Genomic DNA, 14,200 nt, shown 5'->3' with positions numbered 1-14,200 from the left:
TTATTCTAGGTGTCTGACGGTTGCAACCGTCTTGACACCATTAGCGGTCTGACGGCTTAGAGCTGTCCTGACACCATAAAACAATTAAAAATTACAAATGAGTATCACTATTGCATATTATCAATCGCCGGTAGGTGTATTAGAGCTGAGAAGCAATGGCGATACGCTGTCGCATTTATTATTCTGCAATAGCTGGAAAGGCAATGCTATCAATGAGGCTGATATCAATTTTACTGTACCTTCATCAACTGCAATACAAAATTGTATCACGCAATTGGATGAATATTTTGCCGGCAAGCGCATGGAATTTTCGATGGATATTGTACAGGAAGGGACGGCATTTCAACAAACGGTATGGAAGGAATTATGCAATATTCCTTATGGTAAAACGATCAGTTATTTAGAATTGAGCAAACGTATAGGAAATGTAAAAGCAATAAGGGCTGTAGGTACTGCCAATGGTACTAATCATGTGTCGATTATTGTGCCTTGCCATCGGGTTATTGGCAGTAATGGTAGCCTTGTTGGATATGGCGGAGACCTGTGGCGAAAGAAATGGCTGCTGGAGCATGAAGCGAAATATGCGTTTGGAGTGCAGAAACTTTTTTGAGCCCCTTCTACACCTAAAGGGCGAACCTATGCGGAGATATTAGCGAAGGGAAATGTTCAATACTCAATGCTCAACATACAATGTGCAATGAAAATACTCCTGCGTTTTAATATTGAATAGCGGAGATATTTTGCGAAGGGAAATGTTCAATACTCAATGCTCAACATACAATGTTCAATGAAAATACACCTGCGTTTTATGTTGAATAGCGGAGATATTTTGCGAAGGGAAATGTTCAATATTTAATGCTCAACATACAATGTGCAATGAAAATACACCTGCGTTTTATGTTGAATAGCGGAGATATTTTGCGAAGGGAAATGTTCAATACTCAATACTCAACATACAATGTGCAATGAAAATACACCTGCGTTTTATGTTGAATAGCAAAGATATTTTGCGAAGGGAAATGTTCATACTCAATGCTCAACATACAATGTGCAATGAAGATACACCTGCGTTTTATGTTGAATAGCGGAGATATTTTGCGAAGGAAAATGTTCAATATTCAATGCTCAACATACAATGTGCAATGAAAATACACCTGCGTTTTATGTTGAATAGCGGAGATATTTTGCGAAGGGAAATGTTCAATATTCAATGCTCAACATACAATGTGCAATGAAAATACACCTGCGTTTTATGTTGAATAGCGGAGATATTAGCGAAGGGAAATGTTCAATATTCAATGCTCAACATACAATGTTCAATGAAAATACAACTGCATTTTATATTGAGTATTGAACATTGAAAATTGAGCATTGAGTATTTTTTCAAGAGAATATCTTAAAAAAATCACTCCTGTTACTTCATATCTTCTCCGCCAAAGGACAATGGCAATAGCTGACTTGCTTTTTTAATGATATAAATTTTCCCTTCCTGCCCGCTTAAGACAAGGCGTATAGGTTGTTTTACCCTTTCTTCATATTCGGCTAAGGTCTGACGGCAAATACCGCAAGGCGAAATGGGATGATCACTTTTTCCGTTTTTATTATCGTAGCTGATGGCTAATGTATCAATAGCAATACCGGGAAATAAAGTGGCGGCAGCAGACAATAACACTCTTTCTGCACAAATACCAACCGGGTATGCAGCATTTTCCTGGTTAGTGCCGGTTACAGTTTGCCCGTTTTTTAATTGTGCAACAGCTCCCACATTAAAATGAGAGTATGGTGCATAAGCATTGGCCGTAACCTTCCTGGCTTCGGTTACCAGCTTTGCATCTTCGGGCGACAATTCAGCGATGGAATTGTACACTTCAAATGAAAAATTATATTGTTCCTGGTTCATAATCTTAAATTTTACTACAGATAAAAAATCCTTACTGCATTGCTGCCAGTAAGGACTTGATGTAATAAATATACGATATTTTTTTGTATTTGGCCCAATCGTGAAGCGTCAGTCGTGAAGCGTGAGTGGTGAAGAGTCTGAAAAAAATGGAGTATAACTCACCACTCACGCTTCACGACTAACGTTTACTTTATCCAACGAAAAATACGTTTCCATCTCGGGCCACCTTCCCAGCTAAACCATACCAATGAAGCTTTACCCACGATATGATCTTCCGGAACAAATCCCCAGAAACGGCTGTCCTGCGATTTATGACGGTTATCCCCCATCATCCAGTAATAATCCATTTTAAAAGTGTAGTTATCTGTTTCTTTGCCATTGATAAAAACTCTGCCATCATGCTCTTCCCATGTGTTGCCTTCATACACACTGATCACTCTTTTATAAAGTACTTTATTATCTTCTGTCAGTTTTATATTTACTCCTTTTTTAGGCACCCACAAACCTTCGCCGCCAAAATCATCTACAGTCCATTTAAAAGGCGTATTATTGTAACAATAAGGGTACACATCACTGATAGTACTTTTTTCTCTTACAATTGAATCAACACCAGGAATAGTTTTCAGTTTTTCCAATTCGTTGTTGCTCAGGTTAAGACGGTAATTGCTGTTGTTCAATGCTGCATAATCACCACTGGCACCTTCATCTTCAGCCATGTTGATATGAATACCTTTTTCTTTCAGTATATCCTCGTCGAGAAATACATTTTTTGTTTTAACAATGTAGAAAGTAGAAATATTGGTAAACTCAGAAGGTTTACCATTTACAAATAAAGTACCATCCACCACTTTAATTACATCGCCTGCAACAGCTACACAACGTTTTACATAATTCTCTCTTTTATCAACAGGGCGTGTGGCAATAGTATATTTTTCCCATGCAACATCTCTTCCTTCTCTTCGTACAATATCATAGTAGGGATCTTTGGAATCAAATTCCCGGGTAAGTGTATCACCTGCAGGAAAGTTGAATACTACAACATCATTTCTTTTAACAGGCGATGCAAACCACCTTGTATAAGGAATATGGATCCACTCTACATAAGATTTTGTTTCAATGCCGGGAATGGTATGATGTACAAATGGCATGGCAATGGGTGTATTGGGAATGCGGGGGCCATAAGCAAACTTACTTACAAAGAGGTAATCGTTTATCAGTAAGGTTTTTTCCATGGAGCTACTGGGAATTACGTAGGCTTCAAAAACAAAAGTTCGTATCAATGTAGCAGCTACTACTGCAAATGCAGCTGCGTCGATCCATTCTCTTGCAACAGATTTTTTGTAATTTTTTACAACGGGTATACCGGCATAGCGTTCGCTTTTAGAAAAACCTAAGTAAGGAAAATAAAGGAATGGCAGCAATACAGTAGCAGCATGATGCCAGAAGCCAAAGCGGCCAAAATGTTCTACAAATTTTATAGTTATCCATATGGTAATAAACTGTCCTGCTACAGGTATTAATTGCAGGAAGAACCAGTACTTCGGCAATTCCATCTTTTGCACCATACACCAGGTATTATAAAAAGGTACCAATGCTTTCCAGCCTTCTATGCCGGCCTTTTTAAACATGCCGTACATACCAATATGCCAGCCAAGAGTTGCTACGATAAAAATGATCCAACCCATATTTATATTTAAAGTTTCTTGAGTGCCAAAAGTACCATATTAAATGTCAATAAGTAAGACCGTTCGTAAATTAACAGTGATTGCAATTTTACTTGCATAAAAAAAGTCCTTACTGCATTGCTGTAGTAAGGACTTGATTTGTTAAATGTGCAATGATTTTTGAGACGAATCAACTCACGACTCGCCATTCACAACTGGCGATTATTTTATCCATGTGAAAATACGTTTCCATCTCGGGCCACCTTCCCAGCTAAACCAGATCAATGATGCTTTACCTACAACATGGTCTTCGGGTACAAAACCCCAGAAACGGCTATCTAATGAGTTGTGGCGGTTATCCCCCATCAACCAGAAATAATCCATTTTAAAAGTGTAGGTAGTAGCTTCGTTTCCATTCAGCAATACCTTTTCACCACGTTGTTCAAACTCATTCCCCTCATAGGTTTCAATACAACGGCGGTAACGGATAATATTATCAGCAGTTAATTGTATGGTAGCGCCTTTTTTAGGTATCCAGAGTTTACCATAATTATCCGCACTCCATATGTGAGCAGAGTCAGGATGATTATAGTAAGGAAATAATCTTCCATCAGGCCCTTCATCATAATGAACAAACCTTGCCGCATTTTCAGGCGATAAATTTTTCCATTCTTCATTAGTGATATTCACTAAAACATCCGGTCCTCCTGTTGGTGGCACATCGTCCTGCGATTCCCTGATATGAATACCAATCTTAGCTAAACTCTCTGCATCAGTAAGGGTTTTTTGGGGATCAACCACTTTATAATGTCTTTGCGCATTCGGAAAATAATCCTGTGGTTTACCATTCACCAATAGATTTCCCTTTACAATTTCAATGGTATCACCTGCTATACCAACACAACGTTTGATAAAATTTTCTCTTTTATCAACCGGCCTGGTAATGATCATACTTCCATATTCTTCCCAAACCTTTTCCCTGCCCGATGCCCTGCATTCTTCGTAATAGGTTCTTTGGGAACCAAATCTTTGCTCAGGGTCATTTATCAAGGTATCATTAACAGGAAAATTAAACACCATCGCATCATTTCTTTTTACAGGAGATGGAAACCATCTTGTATAAGGAATATGAATCCACTCTACATAAGATTTTACATTTAAGCCTGGAATGGTATGATGAACAAAAGGCATTGCAACCGGTGTATTGGGAATGCGTGGGCCATAAGCCCATTTACTCACAAACAGGTAATCATTTACCAATAATGTTTTTTCTTCTGAAGGTGTGGGAATAACATAGGCTTCAAAAACAAATGTTCGTATTAAGGTAGCTGCTACTACTGCAAAAGCTGCTGCATCTATCCATTCTCTTGCAACAGATTTTTTGTAATTCTTCACTACAGGTATACCGGCATATCTTTCTCCTTTGGAAAACCCCAGGTACGGAAAATAGATAAAGGGTAACAGTACTGTAGCCGCATGATGCCAGAAACCAAAACGGCCAAAATGTTCTACAAATTTTATTGCTATCCAGATGGTGATAAACTGGCCTGCAATAGGTATTAGCTGAAGGAAGAACCAGTATTTAGGCAATTCCATTTTTTGTAACATGCACCAGGTATTGTAAAAAGGAATAAAGGCCTTCCAGCCTTCTATGCCTGCTTTTTTAAACATCCCGTATAAGCCAATATGCCAACCTAATGTAGCAACAATAAAAATTATCCAACCCATAGTTCTTTTTTATATTTTTTGAGTGCCAAAATTACCATAATATATTTTAAAGGCTAAAACCGTTCATAATTTGTTGGGAGATCGTTAACAGGAAAGTTATGGTTTACGGGTTTGGGGTTTAAGAACAGAGCCCCTGGTTCGCCCTCGTAACCCGAAACTCGTAAACTTTTACACCCGGAACTTTAAACTACTTCTTAGGTAACACATAATTCTCCACGTCTTCTACAGAAATTGTTTTGGCCGATAAAATGATCAGGCGCTCTACCACATTTCGCAGTTCTCTTATATTGCCCGTCCAGTTGTGCTGTTGCAACGCATCCATGGCTTTTTGGTCGATACCTTTTTTAGGTTGTCCATATTCTGTGGCTATAATATCCAGGAAATAATCTACCAGCAAAGGCACATCTGCCCTTCTTTCGTTAAGTGATGGTACGTGTATAATGATCACTCCAAGTCGGTGATACAGATCCAGCCTGAAATTCTTATCATCCACTTCTTTCAACAGATCTTTATTGGTAGCAGTGATCACCCTTACATCTACATTAATATCTTTTTCGGCACCCACTCTTGTTATCTTCCCTTCCTGCAAGGCACGTAATACTTTTGCCTGCGCTGTTAAACTCATATCCCCGATTTCATCCAGGAATAATGTACCTCCATTAGCAGTTTCAAATTTACCGATACGTTGTTTTACTGCAGATGTAAAAGACCCTTTCTCATGACCGAATAATTCGCTTTCTATCAATTCAGAAGGAATAGCCGCACAATTTACTTCCACCATCGGGCCGGTATTGCGGTTACTTTTTTCATGAATCCACCTGGCCACTAATTCTTTACCCACACCATTTTCACCGGTGATCAAAACACGGGCATCGGTTGGCGCAACTTTTTCAATGGTTTCTTTTATTCTTTTAATGGGATCGCTTTCGCCGATCATCTCCTGCACTCTGCTCACTTTGCGCTTGAGTACTTTGGTTTCCGTAACCAGGCTTTGTTTATCTACCGCATTACGCAGGGTGATCAACAGGCGATTTAAATCCGGTGGTTTGCTGATATAATCAAATGCCCCTTTTTTTACTGCTTCTACAGCCGTGTCAATATTACCATGGCCACTGATCATAATCACCGGTACATCACCATTGATCTCTTTGGCTTTTTCTAAAAATTCAATACCATCCAGTTTGGGCATTTTGATATCGCACAAAACAATATCATAGGCTTTTTCACTAAACCTTTTTAAACCTTCTTCGCCATCACTGGCTTCATCAATTTTATAACCTTCGTAGCTGAGGATCTCGGTTAAAGTTTTCCTGATCGCCTTTTCATCATCAATAATTAAAATAGTTGCCATACGCTTTAACAAAATTTTTATGTGGAGTTGATGCGTTTTAGCATCTGTACCCGTTAACGTCAAAATTAGCATTTTATGCCCTTTAAACCGCTGTTATTTTTTTGTTTGTTGCTTTCGCTGTCCTGTAATAATACAGCGAGTTCATCTGGCAATATAGTAAGCACAAATAAGCCGGTGATAGTAAAAACAACAAGTAAAAATCCGTTTCATACAATTGATGCCATTCCTTTACCCGACAGTTTTACAAGAATACATGCTGATAGCAACTCTTTTGCAGGGTGGTTAAGAAATGTGCCACTAAAAGCAGATAAGACAGTGTACCTGTTTGATGGCAGGCCTAAACTGAATCAGCTGGCGCAGTTTGCGGTACTTGACATTTCTGTTCCCACTAAAGACCTGCAGCAATGTGCCGACGCCGTAATGCGGTTAAGGGCGGAGTACCTTTTTGCACAAAAAAAATATGATGCGATACATTTTACGGACAATGAGTTAACTGCATATGACTTTCATGCTCCCTATACCAAAGCAAATTTTATGGCGTATATGGAAAAGGTTTTTGGTATGTGCGGCTCTGCATCTTTAGCCAAACAATTAAATGCAGTTACTGATTTTTCAACCATACAGCCTGGTGATGTATTGATACGGGGTGGCTTTCCTGGCCATGCAGTAATTGTAATGGATGTTGCCCAAAACACTACAGGAAAAAAGATTTTTATGCTGGCGCAGAGTTATATGCCTGCACAGGATATTCATATCCTGGTTAATCCGCTAAGTGAAACTACTTCTCCCTGGTATGCCGTGAATGAGGTGAAAAAAATTATAACGCCGGAGTTTTGGTTTTATCAGAATGAATTAAAACGCTGGTAACGTATCATATGTTACCTGATCTTTCTTTTGCAGATAATTTTTCCAATAGCACCAACTGATTTTTTGCCCTTATTAAATTATGCCCGGCATATTTTTCGCCATAATACGCATCGTCATTAAAATAATCAGTAAGAAAACGAAGGGCTTGCATATAGATCATGAATTTACCTGCATAAACAAAAGACTGTTTTTCTTTTGCAGTTAATTCATCATTCATTTCCAGTAAATAACCTTTTTTAACAGCAGTAAAATAGTCGTCCCGTATGTCAATTTTAGAAAAATCTTTTTCTTCCTCATTTGCTGGTGATAAATAAGTACGCAACATATCTCCCACATCACTTATAAAATAGCCGGGCATTATTGTATCAAGGTCAATTACACACAACCCTTTATCCTGCTCATCAAACAATACATTACTGATCTTGGTATCGTGGTGTGTGGCACGTATCTTAAAATCATTATCGAGTTTTATCTTTTCAAAATCGTCAACAATTGTTTTATAACTTTTAATTGTTGCTATAGCTCCGGCAGCGTCTTTTATCCTTTGTGCGTTACCATTAACCAATACATTTTCAAATTGCCGGTACCTCAACGTAAGATTATGAAAATCGGGCAATGTAATTTTTAAATTGGCAGCATTAAAGCCAGCTAGTTTTTTTGTAAAAGCCCCGAATTGAACGGCAGCTTCATAAGCCTGCCCCGGTTTGGTAACCACGTCAATAGTATGCGATTGTTGTACAAACGGAAACATCCTGAAATAATCATCATCAAAACAAAACAGTGTTTCTTGTGCTGTTACTGTTTTAAGCGGTGCTACAAATAAATAATCCGGGTAATACTGCTGTAAAAATTCAGCTACCATGCTAATATTTTCCGCAATATGTTCCGGTTGTTTAAAAATTTTGTGGTTGATACGTTGCAGGATATACGCTTTATCCCCGTTTATTATTTTCCAGGTGCTATTGATCAGGCCGCTGCCAAAAGATTGCACCATACAGGCATCACTTTCAAAACCATATTCTTTTAAAACCGTTGCGATCATTATAATCAATTATTGTTTTTGATAAGAGAAAGGCAGGTCTATTTTTATACTGTTTCCCTTGAGTAACTACCATTAACAATGCGTAATATCTTAAGCGGATTATTATCTTTCAACGCCTCGGGCAATAATGGTTGCGGAAAATTCTGGTAAGCCACAGGCCTTACAAAACGTAATATAGCAGCCGTTCCCACTGATGTAGTCCGGGAATCGGTAGTGGCAGGAAAAGGCCCGCCGTGTACCATCGCATCACACACTTCCACACCTGTAGGAAAACCTCCGAATAAAACTCTTCCTGCTTTTTCCTTCATCAGGTCAATAACAGGTGACAGATAAGCTTCATCATCAGCATTGGCATGAACGGTAGCTGTTAACTGTCCTTCCAGGCCTTGCAATGCTTCGCATATTTCATCAGTATTTTTGCATAACACCACCAGGCTTACCGGGCCAAATACTTCCTGCGATAAACTTTTATTGGCCATAAAATCTTTTTGTGCAACACTGAAAATATGTGGCACAGCTTCTGTCTTACCTGTATCAGGTATTGCTTTGCTTTCTGTTGCTAAAGTAGCGGCTGCTTTTAATTGCTCCACACCGTTATTGCAGGCGGTGTAAATTCCTTTGCTGAGCATTGTTGCCGGAGTGATCTTTTCAATATTTTCTGATAAGGATCGTAAAAATATTTTTGTATTATCGTCATCTACCATAAACACCAGGCCGGGGTTGGTACAAAACTGCCCTACACCCATACATACCGAAGCGGCAAAACCTTGTGCAATACCGGCAGCATTGGCAGCCACGGCACCGGGCAATAAAATAACAGGATTTACCGCACTCATTTCTGCATACACAGGAATAGGTTCGGCACGATTAACAGCGGCATCAAAAATAGCCATACCGCCTTTTCTTGAACCTGTAAAACCAATTGCTTTAATGGCAGGATCTTTTACTAATTGTATTGCCGTGGTTTCATTACTAAATACCAGCGAAAAAACACCATCGGGCATATTGGTTTTCTTTGCTGCACTGATGATGGCCTGGCCTACCATTTCATCGGTGCCGGGATGTAAAGGATGTGCTTTTACAATTACCGGGCAACCGGCAGCCAATGCAGAAGCCGTATCGCCACCGGCGGCAGAATAAGCAAAAGGAAAATTGCTGGCTCCAAAAACCATCACGGGGCCAAGCGGCGTAAGCATGCTGCGTAAATCCGGTTTTGGTAATGGCTGCCTGTCGGGAATGGCTGTATCAATTCTTGCATCTACCCACGACCCTTCTCTTAATAGTTGTGCAAACATTTTCAGCTGCATCATAGTGCGGCCACGCTCTCCTGTTAGTCTTGCTGCAGGCAGGCCACTTTCGGCCATGGCACGGTCTAATAATTCGTCCCCGGCAGCTAAAATCTCTTCAGCAATGGTTTCTAAAAAAACAGCTCTGTCTTCTATAGATTTTTTATTGTATAATTTAAATGCTGCCGTTGCTTTTGCAGTAACTGCTGTTGCTTCTGCTACAGTAACCAAGTGAAACTGGCCGGGCAGTAATGCACCTGTTGAAGGATTAACGGCTGCAAATATTTCACTACCTGTTGCAGATAAGGTATTGCCGATTAAATTATTACCGGTTATTGTCATAATATTATTATTGTAGGTTTAGCTATCATAAAAATAGCCCATTTTTTAAACGGGCTATTTTTTTATTAGTTTCAAAAGAAGAATTATTCTATCCCTGCGATCATTTTTACGCTGACATAAGCTTTTGCCTTTGTGCTGTACACTTCCTTTTCGATATAAGAAAACTCAACTGATTTGTTTTTAAGAGACAAAAGATTTTTTGCGTAGTTATTGCCATTGGTTACATAATCGCTCCACACCAGCTGGGTTGATTTAGCACCAGACAATACAGTGATATAAATGAAGTCTTTTACTTCCACATTGGTAACCTTTCCGCTTACCATACGGGTATCTCTAACTACTTCCGATTTTTCGGGGCTGGGAGATTTCATCTGGGTCTGTGCCATTTTCATCATTATCTCGGTCATTGCCTTACAATCTGCTTTCATCAGGTCCATGCCAATTTCTGCACCCAGTTTCTGCATGGCTTCGGCATCAGTCATTTCGATATTCCGTTCCTGCGCAAGTGCCATAAAATCTTCCAGGGATTTTTTCATCATACACTGTCCGATGGCCATTTGCAATTCTTCCTGCGATTTCTTGCTGATGTCGGGCAATTCACTCAGGCAGGCGCAGGTGCTGTCAACAATTTTTTTCTTTAAATCAGTTTGTGCTGTTACAGCAAAGCTGCAAAACATAATCACAACTAAACCAGCTATTTTCTTCATTTGTATTTTTTTTGCAAACCTAAGGGAAAATGGGTGAATTTGTTTTGGTTTGAAGTTTAAGTTCTGTTTTTAACAAAAGAATTCGCCTGTAGGGGCAGCTTTTAAAAATTTAGTGTATAAATGGCATATCCTTTAAACAAAAAGTTGCTTCTATTTAATTTTTCCAAATATATCGGCTTGTCTATCCATTTCCTCCCGGGTTAAAATATTGCCTGAATGTATAATTATCCTGTACCTGAAAGTAACAGACTGATGGGGTTGTAAAGAAAAATTAAGCTCTTCCTTTCCATTGCTGAATACTTTTCTGCCCAAAGGATTGGCTGCAAATAATCCATAGCCCCTGGCATGCCAGTAAGTGGGGTAGCCAATATTTGCCGGATGATCGATGATGCCGATAGTAATATTTTTGCCTTCTTTTATACCCGTAAGCATTGCCCACTTACCGGTGGTTCCCCAAAGCGAATCGCCTTTTAATCCATTACTGCCATAGTACATGCCGGTAACATCTGCACCAGAGGGTGGCACAGTAGTAATATTGTTCTTATCATCTATAAAACTGCTTTTTTCTTTAGAAGGCAATTCCAGTTCTCTTGCCACCCTTATACCTAACATACCATCTTTTACATCTTTAAAAATAACATTGGTATCAGTAGCGGTTAACCTGGAGATACGGTCAATTACAAAATCATTTCCATTTGCAGTGAAATTAAAAGTGGTGGTTTCGTTCAATAAAATTTTTTCGTCGGGCCTTACCCATACAGCACTTACCACAAGTGAGGCTGCATTATTTGCTGTGCTTTTGCTGATAATTTTCTGATGGCGTATAGTACCGTACTGGCTTCTTTTTTCTGGTGCTATAGCGGTAGAGTTATTCCAGAAGTCGAGACCATTAACCGATTCGTAATTTAGCCAGATACCGGTATGATGCGGATGATCTGTTCTTTCGCCGGGTATAATATGAAACGGGTACTGCCTTGTGACAGTGATCCCATCAATTGTATTTACAGGAAAAAGGATAGGCTTTCTACTGGAATCGTAGTAACAATAAGCCGTAAGTAATTTACCATTGAATATAATGGCCACTTCTTTCGCCTCTTTTTTCTCTGTTATTGTAAAACCTTTTTGAGACATCGCAGAAAAGTTTACAGTCATAAAAAATAAAAGTGGTAATATTTTTTTCATATCTGAAGCGTTATAGTAAGATGATTGAACGGGTGTTGCATGGCAAAGCAATATATTCCTTTACAAATGTAAAGATTTAATCAGTTGGTATAAATGAATTTTAACCGGAGGTATTAATGAAATGCATGCAGGAGCGGTCAATAGCGGATTTGCAGGAAGTAATTACTACCATCCGGAATTGCTTTTAGCAATACAATTGTAAGTATAATGCTATCTTTCTTATTTTATTTTTTGCTGAACATATAATCCACCACAATCCCATTCACCAGCATTTTTTTTCCTGCATAAGTTATTTTACCATTGGCAGGAACACAAATAATTACTGCTGCGTTTTGTGGCGCCAATTGTATTGAAGCAGTGGAAGAAATATTACGGGCAACAAATTTTCCGGTAACGGTATTATACAAATCTATTTTTTTACCAGGTTCCGGTTTTACGATAATTATTTTGTTGATTGTATAAGGATTGTAATACAAAAATGAAGGATATGCTTTATCATGATAAAAATCTGTAGCTAATAAATTTAATTGCAAAATTCCATTCACATTTGTATTACGAATGATGCTGCCAAAAATTCCCACATGGCCGCTACCATACACACTGAACTGAGATTCATCCGGATTTTTACCAGGTACCCAAAGCGGCCCATCTCCCTGGGCTACCGGCCCTTTTAAATTTTCATTTCCTTTGTGCGAAGAAGTTTTGATAATGCCTTCATAGCCAATTACACCTTTGGTAACTGCTGCCAGTTGCGGAATGGTTTCATGATCATCGGGCATGTACTGCGGATAAAAGAACCTTGCCGCATTTGCTGCATTCAGCATCCATTTACCAATAGCAGTTGCATAAGACTGATCATAACGCACCATAGGAACCAGCGGCCATGCGGCATCGTAAGTATTCATTAAAAAACCGTAACCGCCATGATCTACCGTGCTGCCCACAATACCAGAAATATCAATATCATTCCATTTGCCCACCAGCACTCCCCATCCCTCACGACAGATAGCTGTGCCGTCGAAACTCCAGTGCAGTAATTTATTCAGGTCGTAATTTTTTTCCTGCTCTGCATTTATCCTTGCAGCCAGGTAAGCGCCAAAAGGCATCAACACTTCGTAAGTTGGATTATGCGATTGTGATTGCAATGCATTTAAAGCGCTGATCGCCCCTTTTAAATATTTTGCATCACCAAATTTTTTATAGGCTGCATATAGTACCCATGCATGCCCTGCTGCCACATCGGGCTGGGCGCAGATCTGGTTTTTCATGGGGGTCATTTTTCCGTAGTCAAAATAAGACCATTCGTAGTTGCCATTTAATATAGAATCCGCAGCATAAAATTTTTCTGCAATGCTTTTTGCAATTGCAGTAAAACCAGGTTCCTCAGGATATTTATCGCAGATAGCATAAAACAATACATTAGGGTAAACATCGTACCACCAGTCACGGCCATAACCCCCACCAAGCAATGCTACTTCGGGGCAGGTATTATTCATCATAATATTCCAGCCCGTTTCTTTATTAAAATAATTTTTCAGCATGCCTACATAATTATACTGCTGTTTGCTTTTATCAATACCTACCAGGCTGGCGCCCAGTGTAGCGCCCATTGTTGCCAGCGCCTCATGAAACATGCCTTTGTTATTAACGCCCTGCCTAACATCTGCAACAGCGGTATATAAACCCACTACATTCTGAGCAAAGTTTTTCTTGCTGCTGTCTATCCACACCATGGGCCAGAATTTACCGGTTGCATTAAAATCATATACAGTCTTATCAAAATTCTGCGACATTTTTTTGTAATCAATAATCTGCAAAGGTGATGGAAGGTCAGGCATAGCATCAACTCTTGGAATGGCTTGCTGTTTAACCTGTGCCATTGCACCTGTTACTGAAAACAAAAAGAAGGCAAATGTTTTTATGCTGAATTTCATGTGCTGTTTATTTTGAATTATATACTACAGGCAACCATTTGTTACATATTTGCAGAGGCAGTTCCCAAAAAACTGTTGGTAAGTTAAACATATTAGTTTGAGTAACTGTTAAACTTTGCAATAGTTGCTAAAGTAAATAAATGAGGGAGTTATTTCAAAGACTCTTTGTGAAAAGCGGTTATGTTTTTTCAGCTATT

11 protein-coding genes are annotated in these 14,200 nt (G+C 39.1%); 2 read left to right on the top strand and 9 right to left on the bottom strand.

Going from position 1 to position 14,200, the window contains the following annotated elements; translation table 11 throughout:
• The first annotated feature begins 97 nt into the window (after positions 1-97).
• The gene (locus tag ACQ334_RS12100) at positions 98-610 is read left to right on the top strand and encodes a methylated-DNA--[protein]-cysteine S-methyltransferase (protein WP_430988481.1); all 513 of its coding nucleotides are present in this window, start codon (positions 98-100) and stop codon (positions 608-610) included.
• Between the two features lie 804 nt (positions 611-1,414).
• Here ACQ334_RS12100 and ACQ334_RS12095 read toward each other — a convergent pair.
• The 4 genes from ACQ334_RS12095 to ACQ334_RS12080 form a co-directional block, all read right to left on the bottom strand.
• Entirely contained in the window at positions 1,415-1,900 is a 486-nt protein-coding gene (locus ACQ334_RS12095) for a cytidine deaminase (protein WP_430988480.1), read from the bottom strand.
• Positions 1,901-2,085: 185 nt separating this feature from the next.
• On the bottom strand, positions 2,086-3,585 hold the full coding sequence (lepB, locus tag ACQ334_RS12090) for a signal peptidase I (RefSeq protein WP_430988479.1): 1,500 nt from the start codon (positions 3,583-3,585) through the stop codon (positions 2,086-2,088).
• Positions 3,586-3,786: 201 nt separating this feature from the next.
• Positions 3,787-5,292, bottom strand: coding sequence for a S26 family signal peptidase (locus ACQ334_RS12085; protein WP_430988478.1), 1,506 nt, complete (start codon positions 5,290-5,292; stop codon positions 3,787-3,789).
• Between the two features lie 187 nt (positions 5,293-5,479).
• Positions 5,480-6,643 carry a sigma-54-dependent transcriptional regulator gene (locus tag ACQ334_RS12080; RefSeq protein WP_430988477.1) on the bottom strand — a complete coding sequence of 388 codons (1,164 nt, stop codon included), beginning with the start codon at positions 6,641-6,643 and terminating at the stop codon, positions 5,480-5,482.
• Between the two features lie 174 nt (positions 6,644-6,817).
• Here ACQ334_RS12080 and ACQ334_RS12075 point away from each other — a divergent pair, with 174 nt between their 5' ends.
• Positions 6,818-7,510, top strand: a complete 693-nt coding sequence (locus ACQ334_RS12075) for a DUF4846 domain-containing protein (protein WP_430988476.1) — start codon at positions 6,818-6,820, stop codon at positions 7,508-7,510.
• Between the two features lie 4 nt (positions 7,511-7,514).
• Here the strand turns inward: ACQ334_RS12075 and ACQ334_RS12070 are convergent, their stop codons facing one another.
• The 5 genes from ACQ334_RS12070 to ACQ334_RS12050 form a co-directional block, all read right to left on the bottom strand.
• Entirely contained in the window at positions 7,515-8,552 is a 1,038-nt protein-coding gene (locus ACQ334_RS12070; protein ID WP_430988475.1) for a phosphotransferase enzyme family protein, read from the bottom strand.
• Between the two features lie 44 nt (positions 8,553-8,596).
• Positions 8,597-10,180, bottom strand: a complete 1,584-nt coding sequence (locus tag ACQ334_RS12065) for an aldehyde dehydrogenase (NADP(+)) (RefSeq protein ID WP_430988474.1) — start codon at positions 10,178-10,180, stop codon at positions 8,597-8,599.
• Between the two features lie 83 nt (positions 10,181-10,263).
• Entirely contained in the window at positions 10,264-10,887 is a 624-nt protein-coding gene (locus ACQ334_RS12060) for a hypothetical protein (protein ID WP_430988473.1), read from the bottom strand.
• A gap of 150 nt (positions 10,888-11,037) precedes the next feature.
• Positions 11,038-12,069, bottom strand: a complete 1,032-nt coding sequence (locus ACQ334_RS12055; protein WP_430988472.1) for a PmoA family protein — start codon at positions 12,067-12,069, stop codon at positions 11,038-11,040.
• Positions 12,070-12,293: 224 nt separating this feature from the next.
• Positions 12,294-14,003, bottom strand: coding sequence for a hypothetical protein (locus ACQ334_RS12050; RefSeq protein WP_430988471.1), 1,710 nt, complete (start codon positions 14,001-14,003; stop codon positions 12,294-12,296).
• Positions 14,004-14,200: the final 197 nt, after the last annotated feature.

Source organism: Ferruginibacter sp. SUN106, assembly GCF_050611765.1.
Taxonomy (GTDB): Bacteria; Bacteroidota; Bacteroidia; order Chitinophagales; family Chitinophagaceae; genus Ferruginibacter.
This window is presented reverse-complemented; position numbering and strand designations above follow the sequence as displayed.

Bases quoted from the DNA above. Each gene is read 5' to 3' on its own strand.
- ACQ334_RS12100 (WP_430988481.1), top strand. From the start codon at position 98: ATGAGTATCACTATTGCATATTATCAATCGCCGGTAGGTGTATTAGAG.
- ACQ334_RS12095 (WP_430988480.1), bottom strand. From the start codon at position 1,900: ATGAACCAGGAACAATATAATTTTTCATTTGAAGTGTACAATTCCATC.
- lepB (WP_430988479.1), bottom strand. From the start codon at position 3,585: ATGGGTTGGATCATTTTTATCGTAGCAACTCTTGGCTGGCATATTGGT.
- ACQ334_RS12085 (WP_430988478.1), bottom strand. From the start codon at position 5,292: ATGGGTTGGATAATTTTTATTGTTGCTACATTAGGTTGGCATATTGGC.
- ACQ334_RS12080 (WP_430988477.1), bottom strand. From the start codon at position 6,643: ATGGCAACTATTTTAATTATTGATGATGAAAAGGCGATCAGGAAAACT.
- ACQ334_RS12070 (WP_430988475.1), bottom strand. From the start codon at position 8,552: ATGATCGCAACGGTTTTAAAAGAATATGGTTTTGAAAGTGATGCCTGT.
- ACQ334_RS12065 (WP_430988474.1), bottom strand. From the start codon at position 10,180: ATGACAATAACCGGTAATAATTTAATCGGCAATACCTTATCTGCAACA.
- ACQ334_RS12060 (WP_430988473.1), bottom strand. From the start codon at position 10,887: ATGAAGAAAATAGCTGGTTTAGTTGTGATTATGTTTTGCAGCTTTGCT.
- ACQ334_RS12055 (WP_430988472.1), bottom strand. From the start codon at position 12,069: ATGAAAAAAATATTACCACTTTTATTTTTTATGACTGTAAACTTTTCT.
- ACQ334_RS12050 (WP_430988471.1), bottom strand. From the start codon at position 14,003: ATGAAATTCAGCATAAAAACATTTGCCTTCTTTTTGTTTTCAGTAACA.